At 73.7% G+C, this 15,245-nt stretch carries 12 protein-coding genes; 5 read left to right on the forward strand and 7 right to left on the reverse strand.

The window, feature by feature from the left end; genetic code table 11:
* Positions 1 to 53 precede the first annotated feature (53 nt).
* From ACFXG1_RS08390 to ACFXG1_RS08405, 4 genes are all read right to left on the reverse strand, one after another.
* Positions 54 to 428 (reverse strand): hypothetical protein, encoded by a 375-nt coding sequence (locus ACFXG1_RS08390; RefSeq protein ID WP_384719931.1) that lies wholly within the window; start codon positions 426 to 428, stop codon positions 54 to 56.
* Positions 425 to 1,207, reverse strand: coding sequence for a DUF6629 family protein (locus tag ACFXG1_RS08395; RefSeq protein ID WP_384741721.1), 783 nt, complete (start codon positions 1,205 to 1,207; stop codon positions 425 to 427). Before ACFXG1_RS08395 ends, ACFXG1_RS08390 begins: the two co-directional genes overlap by 4 nt.
* A 15-nt stretch (positions 1,208 to 1,222) precedes the next feature.
* Entirely contained in the window at positions 1,223 to 2,017 is a 795-nt protein-coding gene (locus ACFXG1_RS08400) for a carbon-nitrogen hydrolase family protein (RefSeq protein WP_384719927.1), read from the reverse strand.
* A gap of 143 nt (positions 2,018 to 2,160) precedes the next feature.
* Entirely contained in the window at positions 2,161 to 2,544 is a 384-nt protein-coding gene (locus ACFXG1_RS08405; RefSeq protein WP_384719925.1) for a VOC family protein, read from the reverse strand.
* An 805-nt stretch (positions 2,545 to 3,349) separates the two neighbouring features.
* On the opposite strand from ACFXG1_RS08405, the gene ACFXG1_RS08410 reads away from it, so the two are divergent.
* From ACFXG1_RS08410 to ACFXG1_RS08430, 5 genes are all read left to right on the forward strand, one after another.
* A complete protein-coding gene (locus tag ACFXG1_RS08410) occupies positions 3,350 to 5,251 on the forward strand; it encodes a methylmalonyl-CoA mutase family protein (protein ID WP_384741723.1) in 1,902 nt (633 codons plus the stop codon).
* Positions 5,248 to 7,452, forward strand: a complete 2,205-nt coding sequence (gene scpA, locus ACFXG1_RS08415) for a methylmalonyl-CoA mutase (protein ID WP_384741725.1) — start codon at positions 5,248 to 5,250, stop codon at positions 7,450 to 7,452. Before ACFXG1_RS08410 ends, scpA begins: the two co-directional genes overlap by 4 nt.
* 121 nt (positions 7,453 to 7,573) lie before the next feature.
* Positions 7,574 to 8,563, forward strand: coding sequence for a methylmalonyl Co-A mutase-associated GTPase MeaB (meaB, locus tag ACFXG1_RS08420; protein ID WP_384720491.1), 990 nt, complete (start codon positions 7,574 to 7,576; stop codon positions 8,561 to 8,563).
* Between the two features lie 294 nt (positions 8,564 to 8,857).
* On the forward strand, positions 8,858 to 9,451 hold the full coding sequence (locus ACFXG1_RS08425; RefSeq protein WP_384720494.1) for a putative glycolipid-binding domain-containing protein: 594 nt from the start codon (positions 8,858 to 8,860) through the stop codon (positions 9,449 to 9,451).
* 115 nt (positions 9,452 to 9,566) lie between these two features.
* Positions 9,567 to 10,913, forward strand: coding sequence for a 6-phospho-beta-glucosidase (locus tag ACFXG1_RS08430; RefSeq protein ID WP_384720497.1), 1,347 nt, complete (start codon positions 9,567 to 9,569; stop codon positions 10,911 to 10,913).
* 323 nt (positions 10,914 to 11,236) lie between these two features.
* On the opposite strand, the gene ACFXG1_RS08435 is transcribed toward ACFXG1_RS08430, so the two are convergent.
* From ACFXG1_RS08435 to ACFXG1_RS08445, 3 genes are all read right to left on the reverse strand, one after another.
* Positions 11,237 to 12,511, reverse strand: a complete 1,275-nt coding sequence (locus tag ACFXG1_RS08435) for a streptophobe family protein (protein WP_384717843.1) — start codon at positions 12,509 to 12,511, stop codon at positions 11,237 to 11,239.
* Between the two features lie 228 nt (positions 12,512 to 12,739).
* Positions 12,740 to 13,615, reverse strand: a complete 876-nt coding sequence (locus ACFXG1_RS08440) for a GNAT family N-acetyltransferase (RefSeq protein ID WP_384717841.1) — start codon at positions 13,613 to 13,615, stop codon at positions 12,740 to 12,742.
* Between the two features lie 81 nt (positions 13,616 to 13,696).
* Positions 13,697 to 15,151, reverse strand: a complete 1,455-nt coding sequence (locus ACFXG1_RS08445) for an amino acid permease (protein WP_384717844.1) — start codon at positions 15,149 to 15,151, stop codon at positions 13,697 to 13,699.
* Positions 15,152 to 15,245: the final 94 nt, after the last annotated feature.

Genomic DNA, 15,245 nt, shown 5'->3' on the forward strand with positions numbered 1-15,245 from the left:
CCGGGCCCGTCCCCGCAACGCGGCGGCGGATCCCGTACGGCGCCCCGGTCCGCTCAGCCGGCCCGGCTCAGCAGCCGCAGCTGGACGTCCTTCTCCTGGTCGCCCGCGGCCGAGCCCTGCCGCTCGACCCGGAACACGGCGGACAGGGTCTCGGTCATCCGGTCGACGGCCCAGTAGCCGCCCTGCATCTCGGCGTCCACTGCCGTCGTCAGCGGTACGGGCCCTGCCGGGTCGCGGGCGGTGGCGGCGTCGAAGGTCGCCGTCCACACGGTGGGGTGGCCGGCCGAGACGTAGTCGGGGCGGTCACCGGCGCCGCGGTCGCAGTCGTAGGAGTGCCGCAGCGCCTCGAAGACGGCGTGGGCGTCCTCCTTGGCGCAGCCGCTGATGGACACCACGACGGGTTCGGTCTGCTGATCGGCACTGCTCACGGTGGTTCCTCCTCCGCTACGGGCTTCCGCGCTCCCCGCCGGGGTATGTCGTCTCCAGCCTCGCGCGCCCCGCCCCGGGAGGCGAATCGGGCGCCGGTCCCGGGCCGGGTACCCGGGTCGCGGCCCGTCCACACCAGGATCAGGACCGAGGCGACGGCCGCCAGGGCGCACCAGGTGGAGACGAACGCGTTCCGCCACAGCAGGACGCAGACCACGGCCCCGACGCCGGTGACGGCGCCCAGCAGCCGCAGCACCCGGTCGCCGGAGAGGAGCAGCGCCCCGACGGTCGCCAGCAGATATCCGGCGAGCACGGCGGCGACGGCGGGGGCGGAGGCGGACAGGCCGGTTCCGTAGCCGACGGTCCGCCCGTGGATCTCCGCGGTCACGGTCCCGGTGGCGAGTGTGTACCCGAGGGCGGCGGAGGTGACGGCACCCGCGGCGAGCAGGACGGCGGAACGCGGCGGTATCCGGCGCCTGCGCCCGGGGGCGCCCCCGGCAGGGGGCGGGGTCGCGGCGGCGACGGCGAGGGGGACGTACAGCGGCAGCAGCGGCAGGGCGATCACCGCCCAGACGAGTACGGCGGCTCCGGTGCCGCCCCCGCCGTGCCAGACCACCGCCTCGACGATCTGGTGGGCGCCGAGGAGCAGGGGCAGGGCGGCGAGCGGCAGCTCACGGGCCCGGCGGGCCGGGTCGCCGCGGAGTACGCGGACCGCGCAGACGATGCCGACGGCCCCGATCGCGGTGCCCGCCACGAGGTCGGCGTTGGCGCTCCAGCACACGGCGCGGCCCGGTGGCTACCGCAGCCTGCGGTTGGCGAGGACGGGAATGGTGGCGCGTACGGTCGCGACCTCGTCGGGGTCGATATCGGCGACCAGCAGCCCGGGCCCGGACATCAGGCGTTCCCGTACGGTGCCGTCGGGGCCGACGACGGCGCTGTGGCCGATGCCGGTGGGGGCCTTCCCGGTGACTTCGGTCCCGGACGCGGCCGGGTCGGCCTGGCCGACGGCGGCGACCCAGAGGGTGGCGTCGAGGGCCCGGGCGCGGACGAGGAGGTCCCACTGGTCGCGCTTGCCCTCTCCCGCGCCCCAGGACGCGGGCAGCAGGGACAGTACGGCCCCGGCGTCGGCATGGGCCCGGAACAGTTCGGGGAAGCGGATGTCGTAGCAGGTGGCGAGGCCGATGCGGACGTCGTCGACGTCGAAGGTGACGATCCGCGACCCGGCGGCCACGGTGGCGGACTCGGTGAAGCCGAAGGCGTCGTACAGATGGATCTTGTCGTACGAGGTCTCCACACCGGGCCCGGTCGCCAGCAGGGTGTTGGTGACCTTGCCGTCGTCCGCGGGGGTGAACATCCCGGCGACGACCACCAGACCGGCTTCCTTGGCGATCTGCCGCACCTCGGTCGCCCAGGGCCCGTCGAGCGGCTCCGCGAGGGGCGCGAGACGGGTGCCGAAGCAGGCCATGGTGGCCTCGGGGAAGACGACGAGCCCGGCTCCGGCGTCGGCGGCGAGCCGGGCCTGTTCCCGGACGAGTCCGAGGTTGCGGACGGGGTCGGGTCCGGTGGTGAGCTGGCTCAGGGCGATGCGCATGGACGTCCCCCAGAAGGGTCGCGGCGGTCCGGTCCGGTCGGCCCGGGTCTCACCCCCAGGATGCTCCAGTACGGTGCCCGGCGGTCCACGGGGGCGGGTCCCGCGCGGCCGGACGCCCCGGGAACGGTGTGCCCGTGCGGGGGTCAGGCGGCGGGGTCGGGCGGGCGGCCGGTGGGCGGTTCGTGGAGGCCGAAGGGGGAGCCCTGGTCGTCGTGGCAGAAGGTGAACCGGCCGAAGCGGGCCGTGCTCTCCTCGTCCTGGCCGAGGTCGGGTTCGTCGACGCGGCCGCCGAGTTCGACGACGTGGGCGAGCGCGGCCGTCATGTCGTCGACGCGGTAGAAGACGTACGCTCCGGCGCCGGGGTCGCCGCCGTGGATCCCGCCCGGCACGTTCGGCGTCCGGACCTCGTAGCCGCCGCCGTCGCCGCTGCCGGGACCGAAGGACCAGCCGAGGAGCGTTCCGTAGAACGTCCGCGCCTTGTCCGGGTCGGCCACGCCGAGTTCGACGAAGGAGATCTCACCGGTCATCGGACGGGCACCTCACCTTCCGCGCCTTGCGCGCGAGGCCGCGTCGTCGCGGTCCCCTCCACCGTACGGGCGACGGCGGCCGGTCGCACCCGAACCGTCCGGGCCGGGTACCACCCCTTAATCACCCCTATCTCCGCGGATATATCTTGACGCCCGGCGGCGGCCGGACCAGGGTGGGACCGCCGTCCCGGGGCCAGGACCTACTCCGCGGGGCGGTTCTCCGTACCCGTGCGCCGTGGCCGAGAACCGGCCGCCGCGGGTCGGTACCCGCGACGCCCGGACCCTCGGGTCCCGATCCCGCGTGGGCGAGCGCCCCGCGGCCGGCGAACCGGCACCGAAGGCACCAAAGGCACCGACCGAGCAACGACGAAGCAGGGTGACACTCCTTGAAAGCAGCGACTTCCGCGCCTTCCGCGATCCGTGCGGCGGCACCGGCAGGGGCCGGTAGCTGTCCGCCGCCCCGCGCGGGGCGGAACGGTGGACGGGTCCCTGTCCCGGCGTTACGGCACGGTGCGGATCACGGGACGAGCCGGGACGGGCTCGGGGGACCCCGGCGGTCTCCGCGGCCGACGGCAGGAGCGGTCCCGCGGGCCCGCTGCGGCTGTGCCGCCACTGGTGTACGGCTGGTGAGCCGCTGGAGTCGCCCCGCCACCCGAACGGCCGCGGGACCGGCGGCCGGGGCCCCCGGCACCACGATCACCTGCGGGGCAACCGGCGTCCTGGGCAAGGGCGATCGACCGACCGAGGGCAAGCTCACACTTGGCGCATCTGCTGCGCGTGTGGGCGGATGTCCTAGCATCCGGTCATGACCGCGCTCCCCGAACACCCCTTCGAGGGGTTCACCCTGGCCGGCGACTTTCCCGACGCCACCCACGAGGAGTGGCGGCGGCTCGTCGCCGGTGTGCTCCGCAAGGCGGGCAAGGACGTTCCCGAGACCGCGGCGGAGGACACACTCGCCACGCTCGTGGAGGACGGCCTGACGGTCCGTCCGCTGCACACCGCGGACACCGCTCCCGACTCCGCGGACACCGCGGGCTTCCCCGGCTTCGCGCCCTTCACCCGGGGCGGTCGCCCCGAGGGCGGCGCGGTCGCCGGATGGGACGTACGGCAGCGGCACGACGGGCCCGACCCGGCCGCGGCCAACGAGGCCGTACTCACCGATCTGGAGAACGGGGCGACGTCCCTGTGGCTGACCGTCGGCGCTTCGGGTCTCCCCGCCGACGGGCTCGCCGCCGCGCTCGACGGCGTCCTGCTCGATCTCGCGCCGGTCGTCCTCGACGCCGGGGACGCCTTCGACGAGGCGGCGACCGCCCTGCTCGGCCTCTTCCGCGAGCGGGACGTGTCGCCCGGGCCCGGGGGCAATCTGGGCGCCGATCCGCTCGGCCACGCGGCCCGTACCGGCGCGTACGACGACGTACCGGACCGGCTGCGGGCCGCCGCGGGGCTCGCCCGCCGCTGCCACGAGCGGTATCCGGGGCTGCGCGCGCTGACCGTGGACGCGCTGCCGTACCACGAGGCCGGGGCTTCGGCCGCGCAGGAGCTTGGCTGTGCCCTGGCGACGGGCGTGGCGCTGCTGCGGGAGCTGACGGCCGCCGGGCTGCCGGTCGAAGCGGCCCTGGGGCAGCTGGAGTTCCGTTACGCGGCCGGCGCCGACCAGTTCCTGACGATCGCGAAGCTGCGGGCCGCCCGCCGGGTGTGGGCGCGGGTCGCCGAGGAGTGCGGGGCCGGTCCCGCGGCGGGCGCCCAGCGCCAGCACGCGGTCACCTCCCCGGTGATGATGGTCCGCCGTGATCCGTGGGTGAACATGCTGCGCACCACGGTCGCCGCGCTCGCGGCGGGGGTCGGCGGCGCGGACGCCGTGACGGTCCTGCCGTTCGATCACGCGCTGGGGCTGCCGGACGCCTTCGCCCGGCGGATCGCCCGCAACACCTCCACGATCCTGCTGGAGGAGTCGGGCGTGGGCCGGGTGATCGACCCGGCGGGCGGCTCCTGGTACGTAGAGCGGCTGACGGACGATCTGGCGCACACCGCCTGGGCCTGGTTCCAGGAGCTGGAGGGAGCCGGTGGTCAGCTCGCCGCGCTCCGCTCGGGGCTGGTGGGGACGCGGATCGGGGCGGTCTGGGAGGGCCGCCGCAGGAAGCTGGCGACCCGCCGGGAGCCGATCACGGGGGTGAGCGAGTTCCCGCTGCTCTCCGAGGTGCCGCCGGTCCGGGAACCGGCGCCAGCCCGCCCGTCGGGCGGGTTGCCGCGGGTCCGCCGTGACGAGCTGTTCGAGGAGCTGCGGGCCCGTTCGGACGCGTTCCTGGCCGGGACCGGGTCCCGGCCGCGGGTCTTCGTCGCGGCGCTGGGTCCGGCGGCCGTGCATACGGCCCGGGCCTCCTTCATCGCCAATTTCTTCGCCGCGGGCGGGATCGAACCGGTCCACGACCCGGTGACGGTGGACGCGGCGACGGCCGCCGGCGCGTTCGCCACGTCCGGCGCCGAACTGGTCTGCCTCTGCTCCAGCGACACCCTGTACGCCGAACAGGCGGCGGCGGTCGCCGAGGCGCTGAAGGCGGCGGGAGCGCGCCGGATCTATCTCGCCGGGCGCCCCGGTGAGCTGCGGGAGACGTACGAAAGGGCCGGGGTGGACGAGTTCGTGTTCGCGGGCGGTGACGCCGTGGACGTCCTCAGCCGGGCCCTCGATCTGATCGGAGTGGCGCCGTGACCATCCCCGACTTCACCGGGATCGCCCTGGGCCGGGGCGCCTCCGGCGCCGACGCCGACGCCGACCGCTGGCGCGGGGCGGTCAAGGAGGCCACCGGGCGGGACGTCGACGATCTGGTGTGGGAGACCCCGGAGGGTATCCCCGTCAAAGCGCTGTACACGGCGGACGATCTCGCCCAGGTGGACTTCCTGGGGACGTTCCCCGGGGTCGCGCCGTTCCTGCGGGGCCCGTACCCGACGATGTACGTCAACCAGCCCTGGACGGTCCGCCAGTACGCCGGGTTCTCCACCGCCGAGGAGTCCAACGCCTTCTACCGGCGCAATCTGGCGGCCGGCCAGAAGGGCCTGTCGGTCGCGTTCGACCTGCCCACGCACCGGGGGTACGACTCCGATCACCCGCGGGTCACCGGCGATGTCGGGATGGCCGGGGTGGCGATCGACTCGATCTACGACATGCGGCAGCTGTTCGACGGGATCCCGCTGGACCGGATGAGCGTGTCGATGACGATGAACGGCGCGGTACTGCCCGTGCTGGCGCTGTACATCGTGGCGGCCGAGGAGCAGGGGGTGGCGCCGGAGAAGCTGGCCGGGACCATCCAGAACGACATCCTCAAGGAGTTCATGGTCCGCAACACGTACATCTATCCGCCGAAGCCGTCGATGCGGATCATCTCCGACATCTTCGCGTTCACCTCGCGGCGGATGCCCCGCTACAACTCCATCTCGATCTCCGGGTACCACATCCAGGAGGCGGGGGCGACGGCCGATCTGGAGCTGGCGTACACGCTGGCGGACGGCATGGAGTATCTGCGGGCGGGGATCAACACCGGTCTCGACGTCGACGCGTTCGCGCCGCGGCTGTCGTTCTTCTGGGCGATCGGGATGAACTTCTTCATGGAGATCGCCAAGCTGCGGGCGGCCCGGCTGCTCTGGTCGAAGCTGGTCCGCACCTTCGATCCGAAGAACCCCAAGTCGCTGTCGCTGCGGACGCATTCGCAGACCTCCGGCTGGTCCCTGACCGCGCAGGACGTCTACAACAATGTGACCCGGACGTGTGTGGAGGCGATGGCGGCCACCCAGGGCCACACCCAGTCGCTGCACACCAACGCGCTGGACGAGGCGCTGGCGCTGCCGACGGACTTCTCGGCCCGGATCGCCCGCAACACACAGCTGCTGCTCCAGCAGGAGTCCGGCACGACCCGGGCGATCGACCCGTGGGGCGGCAGCGCCTATGTGGAGCGGCTGACGTACGACCTGGCGCGCCGGGCCTGGCAGCACATCGAGGAGGTCGAGGCGGCGGGCGGAATGGCGCAGGCCATCGACGCGGGCATCCCGAAGCTGCGGGTGGAGGAGGCGGCGGCCCGTACCCAGGCCAGGATCGACTCGGGCCGGCAGCCGGTGATCGGGGTCAACAAGTACCGGGTCGAGTCGGACGAGCAGATCGAGGTGCTGAAGGTCGACAACTCGGCGGTGCGGGAGCGGCAGATCGAGAAGCTGCGACGGCTGCGCGATGAGCGGGACGAGGCCGTGTGCGGGGACGCGCTGCGGGCCCTGACGGCGGCGGCCGGTTCGTCGCCGGGACCGGATCTGGAAGGCAATCTGCTGGCGCTGGCGGTCGCGGCGGCGCGGGCGAAGGCGACGGTCGGGGAGATCTCGGACGCCCTGGAGGCGGTGTACGGGCGCCACTCGGGCCAGATCCGTACCATCTCCGGTGTGTACCGAGGTGAGGCAGGACAGTCCCCGTCCGTGGCGCGTACCCGGACCCTGGTCGACCGGTTCGAGGAGGCGGAGGGCCGCCGGCCGCGGATCCTGGTGGCCAAGATGGGCCAGGACGGGCACGACCGGGGCCAGAAGGTGATCGCGACGGCCTTCGCGGACCTCGGGTTCGACGTGGACGTCGGCCCGCTGTTCCAGACACCGGACGAGGTCGCGCGGCAGGCCGTGGAGGCCGATGTGCACATCGTCGGGGTGTCGTCGCTGGCCGCGGGGCATCTCACGCTGGTACCCGCCCTGCGGGAGGAGCTGGCGGCACAGGGCCGGGAGGACATCATGATCGTGGTGGGCGGGGTGATCCCGCCGCAGGACGTGGCCGCGCTCCACGAGGCGGGCGCCGCCGCGGTGTTCCCGCCGGGGACGGTGATCCCGGACGCGGCACACGACCTGGTGACGACGCTGGCCGCGACGCTGGGCCACGCGTCGTGAGGCCGGGGACGGGGCGGACCGTCGGGCGGTCCGTCCGGCGGGGCGTGGAGCGGTCCGTACGGGAGCCTGGCCGGCGGGCCGGGGAGCGGTCCGTCGGGCAGGGCGTGAACACCGGGCCGCGATGCCGGTGAGGATCGACCTGGACGACTATGTGAAGGGGGTACGGGAGGGCTCGCGGGCCCATGTCGCCCGCGCCGTCACTCTCGTCGAGTCCCGCCGCCCCGACCACCGGGCCCTCGCGCAGGAGCTGCTGACCGAGTTGCTGCCGTCGGCGGGCGCCGCCCGCCGGGTCGGTATCTCCGGGGTGCCCGGGGTGGGCAAGTCGACGTTCATCGACGCGCTGGGCACGACGCTGACGAGCCTCGGGCACCGGGTCGCCGTCCTGGCGGTCGACCCCTCGTCCCGGCGTACCGGCGGCTCCATCCTGGGCGACAAGACCCGTATGGAGCGGCTGTCGACGGACCCCGCGGCCTTCGTCCGGCCCTCACCGTCGGCGGGCACGCTGGGCGGGGTGGCGAAGGCGACCCGGGAGACCATGGTGGTGATGGAGGCCGCGGGGTACGACGTGGTGCTCGTGGAGACCGTGGGCGTCGGCCAGTCGGAGACCACGGTGGCCCAGATGGTCGACACCTTCCTGCTGCTGACGCTGGCCCGCACCGGGGACCAGCTCCAGGGCATCAAGAAGGGGGTGCTGGAGCTGGCGGACGTGATCGCGGTCAACAAGGCGGACGGCCCTCATGAACGGGACGCCCGCTCCGCCGCCCGCGAACTGGCCGGGGCGCTCAGGCTGATGCACCCGGCGGACGCGGCCTGGACCCCGTCGGTGCTGTCGTGCAGCGCCCGCGACGCGACGGGCCTGGACACGGTGTGGGAGCGCGTCGAGCAGCACCGTGAGCTGCTGGCCTCCACCGGCCGCCTGGCGGCGAAACGCCGTGACCAGCAGATCGACTGGGTGTGGTCGATGGTCCACGACGAGCTGACGGAGCGGCTGCGCACCCATCCGGCGGTACGGGAGGCGGTGCCGGACGTGGAGCGCGCGGTACGCGACGGCGAACTGACGGCGACCCTGGCGGCACGGCGAATCCTGGACGCGTTCGAGAAGCCGCGCTGAGGGGCGGAACGCTTCGCCGCCCCGGGGATGTTTGCCCGGCGCCCGGAGGTGTAGTAAGTAATGAGGTGAGCCCCCGCCCAGGACCAGGAATCCATAGGGCGGGAGCCCACGCGGTGAAGCGAGCGTGATCTGAGCCTCTTATCTGGGGGCTCAGATCAGCCCTTCAACCACCTCCCCAGCTTCCACGCGATCCGGACCAGAAGGTCCTCGGCGCGCGCCCGACACGTCGTCAACATGCGTCCGTACGGGTCACCCTCACGGGCGATGTGTGGTGTTCCGCGTTAGCCTGCCGCTATGAGCCACTCCCCCGTACCGCACGTCCTGACCTGGGAAATCGTCGAGAACCAGGGGTACGAGACCGCCTGGGTGGGGCTCGGGGACGGGGTGCTGGAGGCCCGGGGGCGGGCCGTGGGGATCGCGCCGGAGCCGTACTGGATCACCTATGCCCTGAGGACGGGGGACGACTGGGTGACCCGGGAGCTGCGGGTGACCGCCGAGACCGCGGACGGGGTCCGGGAGCTGGTCCTGGCGCACGACGGGGCGGGCGCGTGGACCGTGGACGGGGAGCCGAGGCACGATCTCGACGGCGCGCTCGACTGCGATCTGGGGCTCTGTCCGCTGACCAACACCATGCCGGTGCTCCGGCACGGGCTGCACCGGGCCGGGGACGACGAGCGGGCCTTCACCATGGCCTGGGTGTCGGTGCCCGATCTGACGGTGCGGGCTTCGGAGCAGACGTACACCCCGCTGGGGCCGACGGAGGACGGCGGCGCGCTCGTCCGGTACGAGGCGGGGGACTTCCGCCGCGACATCGAGTTCGACGCGGACGGCTTCGTCGTGGACTACCCGGATCTGGCGTATCTGATCGGCCGCGGCTCCCGGGGGTGAAGACGCGAAACGCGGCGGGTAGCGTGCGCGGTGTGCTGAGTGAGCGACGATCCGACCTCCGGTCCCCGTGTCACCGCCGCGCCCCGCGCGCGGCCCGCACCCCGGGGGTGGTCGTATGAGGCTCGTGATCCTCGGCGGCGGCGGGTTCCGGGTGCCACTGGTGTACGGCGCGCTGCTCGGCGACCGGGCGGAGGGGCGGATCACCGAGGTCGTCCTCCACGACGTGGACGCCGGCCGGCTCGCCGCCGTGGCCCGGGTGCTCGCCGACCAGGCCGCCGGGGTGCCGGACGCGCCCGCCGTCCGGGTGACGACCGATCTCGACGAGGCGCTGCGCGGGGCGGACTTCGTCTTCTCGGCGATCCGGGTGGGTGGTCTGGAGGGGCGCGCGGCGGACGAGCGGATCGCGCTCGCGGAGGGTGTGCTCGGCCAGGAGACCGTGGGCGCGGGCGGGATCGCGTACGGGCTGCGGACCGTGCCCGTCGCCGTGGAGATCGCGCGGCGGACCGCGCGCCTCGCGCCGGACGCCTGGGTCATCAACTTCACCAATCCCGCGGGCCTGGTCACCGAGGCGATGGCCGGGGTGCTGGGCGACCGGGTGGTGGGGATCTGCGATTCGCCGGTCGGTCTCGGGCGGCGGGTGGCCCGGGTGCTGGGTGCCGATCCCGGGACGGCCTTCGCCGACTACGCGGGGCTCAACCATCTGGGCTGGCTGCGCGGACTCCGGGTCGGGGGGCGGGATGTGCTGCCCCGGCTGCTGGCCGATCCGGAGCTGCTGGGCTCCTTCGAGGAGGGCCGGCTGTTCGGGCCGGAATGGCTGCGGTCGCTGGGGGCGATCCCGAACGAGTATCTGCACTACTACTACTTCAACCGGGAGGCGGTGGCCGCCTACCGGAGCGCCGAACGGACCCGGGGGGCGTTCCTCCACGAGCAGCAGTCCCGGTTCTACGCGGCGATGGCCGGGCCCGGGGGCGTACCGGCGCTGGCGGCCTGGGACCGTACCCGGGCCGAACGGGAGGCGACCTATATGGCGCACAACCGGGAGGCGGCGGGCGCGGGCGAACGGGAGGCCGCCGATCTGGAGTCCGGCGGCTACGAACGGGTGGCGCTGGCGCTGATGCGGGCCGTCGCCCGGGACGAGCGCGCCACCCTGATCCTCAACGTCCGCAACCGGGGCACCCTGCCGTCGCTGGACGACGACGCGGTGGTGGAGGTACCGTGTCTGGTCGACGGCAACGGAGCGCATCCGGTCGCCGTCTCCCCGCTGACGGGCCATGCGGCGGCCCTGGTGGGCGCGGTCAAGGCGGTGGAGCGGGAGGTGCTGGCGGCGGCGGAGTCCGGGGCCCGCGACCGGGCCGTGGCGGCGTTCGCGACGCATCCCCTGGTGGACTCGGTGACGGTGGCCCGTCGCCTGGTGGACGCGTACAGGGCCGCCCATCCGGGGCTGGCGTACCTCCGGCCCTGACGTTCGGCGGCCCGCCGCGTCTCGTTGTCGGGTGCGGGGTGGTGGGTGGTTGCTCGCGCGGTTCCTCTCGCCCCTGGATTCCGTGGTTCACGTTGTGGGTGGGGCGCGGGGTCTTGTGTGTCTTGTCGGCAGACCGCTGCTCTGGACCCTGCGGGTCCTTGCTGTGCGCGGGTTGGTCGGGCGTCTCCGGGGTTGCCTCCTCGCCATCGGCGGAACTCGGGCCCTCGGAAGCGGTCACCGCTGCACCCCGCCGACGGCTGCGGGGGCAACCCCGAAACCCCCCTCCTCACGACGACGGACATGAACGGTCGGCTCAAGGGCTTTCAGAGGCGCGGGACGCCGGTGGTGCGGCGCCTGGTCAGGGCGCCCGTGAGGAGGCCCGTGGCCGCGCCCCATGCCGCGGCCGCGAGGAGCGCCGTCCACCAGCGGGGAGACAGGTGGACCCGGGTGGACAGGTCGCCGCCGATGTCGCCGAGGCCGAGGAGGGAGAGGCCGTAGCGGGCGTCGATCCGGCAGAGCAGACAGACCGTCAGGACCGTGAGGACCAGGGCCGCGGCAGTCCGCAGGGCGTGCTGCCAGGGGCGCGTACCCGCCGGGGAGCGCCGCCGGGCGAGCGCCGCCGCGACGGTCACCCCGACGGCCGCCGCGACCGGCAGCCACCACGCACCGCTCTCCTCCGCCGCGAGGGTCCGCAGATCGAGGGTCGTACCGCCGGGTTCGCGCAGGACCGTGTCCAGGACCCGGGGCACGGGCAGCCCGAAGGGGCCGGCGACAGCGCCGTCCCAGACGGCGCCGAGGCCGAGGGTGAGCGCGAGCCAGGCGAGGTTGGGCAGCCCGAGCAGGATCACGGCGAAGGTCTCCGCGGCGTGGCCCCGGGTCGCGGCGGTGACGAGCCCGGCGACCAGGGCCAGGGCGACGTACGCCAGCAGCAGGACCACCATGGCGTGGGCGAAGGGCCGGACGGATGCGAGCGGGCGCACCAGCCGGGCGGGGAGCGCGGCGCCGTACGAGGCGAGCAGGGCCACCAGCAGCAGGGCCGCCAGCCAGAGGAGCCCGTACAGCAGGCTCGGCGGTACGTCGGCGGCGAATCCGGCGGAGGCGCCGAGTCCGAAGAGGTCGCCGATGGTGCCGTCGGGGGTGACGTCGAAGGTGTGCCGTGCGGCGGCGGCGAGTCCGACGAGGACGACGGCCCACAGCAGGGCCAGCCGGGCGGCCCACCCGGCGAGTTCGCGGGTGCCGACGACCGCGTGGCGGCGCAGGGGGCGCAGAAAGCCGTGGGCGAGGACGAGCGCGCCCGCGAGGGTGACGGAGAGGGGGACGACATCGACGACGCCGCCCCCGACGGCGAGTGGTCCGGCGGAGCCGGTGAGTTCGACGGTACCGCCGGCGCCGAGGACGGCGACCGCGGCGACGACACCGGGGAACGCGCCGTCGGGGAGGTCGGTGGCGCCGGCGGCCCACAGGCCGAGCGCGGCGGTGACGACGAGCGCCACCAGTCCGGCGGCCACGGCGAGGAACGCCTGGATCCAGCCGTACGGGGTACGGCCCGCGGGGAAGGGGGGCGGGTGGCGGCGCCCGGGGGCCGGCTGCTGGGTCACTCCGTCACGCTACGCAGCGCCAGCGCGGACCGCCCGCCGGGAAGGTCCGACCGCGTACGGCCGACGGTCCGTACCGGCTCGCGGATGTGTCTCCGCGAAAGCCCACGATGAGGAGAGTCCGTGAGCGCTTGAACCGCCGCGGCCACCCGAGCAGCCCTGTTCGCCGGGCGGTCGCCCGGCACGGCGCCGGTGGCTTCGGCGCCGTGAGCCGGGGCGGCCGGTGGCGGGTCAGCCCAGTTCGAGGCTGGTGACGCCGAAGACCCGTTCGGTCCGTACGGCGGGCGCGGGGCCCGTGTACATCCGGGTGGTGGGGAACTGGGCGGTCAGTCCTCGGCTCATGGCGAGCGCCGCGCCCTCCCGGTGGGGTTCGGGCACGTCGACGGCGACGGCGTCCCCGTCGTCGAGCCCGGCGGTCAGGCTGTCGAAGAGGGCCTCGGCGTCGTCGGTGGTATCGGCGAACAGGGGGCCGATCCGGTGGCCGTCGTGTCCGGGCCGGATCGCCCCGTAGCCGGTGACCCGGCCCCGGTCGAGCCGGGCGTACGCGGTGTGCCCGGGGGCGGTGAGCCAGCGGGCGACGAAGGCGTCCCGTTCGGCGGGGAAGCAGGTGCGGTCGTACGCGCCGATCGCGGTGAGCAGATCGGCGGTGACGGGGACGACGCCGGGCGCGACGCCGCCGGTCCGCCGGGGCACGCCGCCGTAGCGGAGGGTGTTGTGCGCGGCGCCGAAGCCGGAGCGCTCGTAGTTGCCTTGCTGGGCGGGGACGGCGTCGAGGCCGATCAGCCGGGTTCCGGCGTGCGGGAGGGCGGCGCGCCAAGTCGCCAGGCCGATACCGCGGCCCCGCAGATCGGGCCGGACGAGGTAGTGGCCGAGGAAGGCGTAGTCGGTGCCGTAGCGGACGATGGAGACGGCGGAGACCAGCTCGCCGTCGAGCCGGCCGGTGAAGAAGCCCTCGGGGTCGGTGGGATGGAAGCAGGCCGGGTCGCCGTCGCCGGGGTTCCAGCCTTCGGCGGCGCACCATTCGGCGATCCGGCGCCATTCCTCCAGGGTCGCCGGGGCGACGGTGAGGCCGGTGGTGTCCTGGGTGCCGGTGAGGGGGTGGGTCATGGGGGATGCGTCCCTTCAAGGAGGTCGGTGTCGGGGGGATACGCGGGCGTCGGGGCCGGTGCCGCGCCGGGGGCCGTCGCGTCAGATCAGGTCCATCGCGGCGACCTCGTCGGGGCTGCCGTAGCTGACCGGCCCGGAGAAACGTCTCCGGGCGGTGGTGAACCACCACACGGTGGCCACCAGGACCACCGCGACCAGGGCGATCGGAGCGTAGTTGAAGGTGGTGGGGGTGATGGGTGAGGCGTGCGGAAGGACGAACAGGACACTGCTCAGTCCGATCCAGACGACGGCGATCCGGGCGACGGGGACGCCCCATCGCCCCAGGTTCCAGGGGCCGGGCCGGAATTCGTCCTTCAGTCGCAGTCGCAGAAAGATGGGGATGCCGTAGGCGAGGTACATACCGACGACGTTGACGCTGATGATGGCGGCGAAAGCGGTATGGGACCAGGTGCCGGGAACGGTGAGCAGGAATGAGCATCCCGCGGCCAGCCAGACGGCGTTGACGGGAGTACGGGTCCGTGGGCTGACGGTGTGCCAGCGCCGTGATCCGGGCATCGCGCCGTCCCGGGAGAAGGCGAAGATCTGGCGGGCGTTGCTGGTCATATTGGCGAGCCCGCAGAACAGCATGGAGCCGATGATCACGAGGAGCAGTACCCCGGCCACTCCGGTGCCCAGCGCGTCGACGAGGACGCGGACGGGGGGCGCGGAGGCGGCGGCCGTGGCGGTGTAGTCGCCGATGGAGTGGACGAGGGCGAGCATCAGGGCGAGTCCGGCGACGGCTGACCAGGCGATGGCCCGGACGATGCCGCGCGGGGTGCTGACGGTGGAGCGCACGGTCTCCTCGGACATATGGAAGCTGCCGTCGAAGCCGGTGTAGGTCCAGCTGGTCACCAGCAGGCCGAGCAGGGCCGCGTAGACCCCGCTGGTGAAGCCGGTGTCGTTGACGAAGTGGGTGACGAAGGCCGGGGACCGGTGCTGGGCGGGGAGGACGACGAGGCAGGCGACGATCAGGGTCACACCGCCCGCCAGCCACCAGACGGAGATCCGGGTGACGACGACCAGCAGGTCCACCGTGTAGGTGTTCGCCAGGGCCTGGGCGAGCAGGATGACCGCGGTGATGGCGACGGTACGCGGCCCGGTGGCCTGGTAGGCGGGGTGGCCGAGGGCGACGAACGCCTGGATGAAGGTGGCGGCGGCGTAGGCGGTGGCCGCCGTACCGCCGACCTGGCCCACGAAGTTGAGCCAGCCGGTGAACCAGGACCACGCGCCCCGGTGGTTTCTGGCGAGTTTCCCGGCGGCGAAGTAGAGCGCGCCGCTGGTGGGGTAGGCGGAGGCGATCTCGGCCATCGCGGCGCCGACGAACAGCACCATCACGGAAACCGCGATCCAGCCGGCGACCAGGATCAGCGGGCCGCCCGCCGCCATTCCGTAGCCGAAGGCCGAGAAAATACCGGAGATGACGTTGATGATGGTGAAGGAAATGGCGAAATTGTCGAAGGCGCGGAATCTCCGGGTGAGTTTGCGCGGATATCCCATGGCGTGCAGGGTCGCGTCGTCGTCGAGGGCGACGGTCCCGTCCTCACGGTGACGATTCCCGCGCCGGACGGGTGCGATGTTCTCCGGCACCGGT

It is taken from the genome of Streptomyces sp. NPDC059248 (genome assembly GCF_042753905.1).
GTDB lineage: Bacteria > Actinomycetota > Actinomycetes > Streptomycetales > Streptomycetaceae > Streptomyces.

What these genes read in the sequence shown, in the direction of transcription:
- ACFXG1_RS08400 (WP_384719927.1), bottom strand. Translation starts at nt 2,017, where the DNA reads ATGCGCATCGCCCTGAGCCAGCTCACCACCGGACCCGACCCCGTCCGC.
- ACFXG1_RS08405 (WP_384719925.1), bottom strand. Translation starts at nt 2,544, where the DNA reads ATGACCGGTGAGATCTCCTTCGTCGAACTCGGCGTGGCCGACCCGGAC.
- ACFXG1_RS08410 (WP_384741723.1), top strand. Translation starts at nt 3,350, where the DNA reads ATGACCGCGCTCCCCGAACACCCCTTCGAGGGGTTCACCCTGGCCGGC.
- meaB (WP_384720491.1), top strand. Translation starts at nt 7,574, where the DNA reads ATGCCGGTGAGGATCGACCTGGACGACTATGTGAAGGGGGTACGGGAG.
- ACFXG1_RS08425 (WP_384720494.1), top strand. Translation starts at nt 8,858, where the DNA reads ATGAGCCACTCCCCCGTACCGCACGTCCTGACCTGGGAAATCGTCGAG.
- ACFXG1_RS08430 (WP_384720497.1), top strand. Translation starts at nt 9,567, where the DNA reads ATGAGGCTCGTGATCCTCGGCGGCGGCGGGTTCCGGGTGCCACTGGTG.
- ACFXG1_RS08440 (WP_384717841.1), bottom strand. Translation starts at nt 13,615, where the DNA reads ATGACCCACCCCCTCACCGGCACCCAGGACACCACCGGCCTCACCGTC.
- ACFXG1_RS08445 (WP_384717844.1), bottom strand. Translation starts at nt 15,151, where the DNA reads ATGGGATATCCGCGCAAACTCACCCGGAGATTCCGCGCCTTCGACAAT.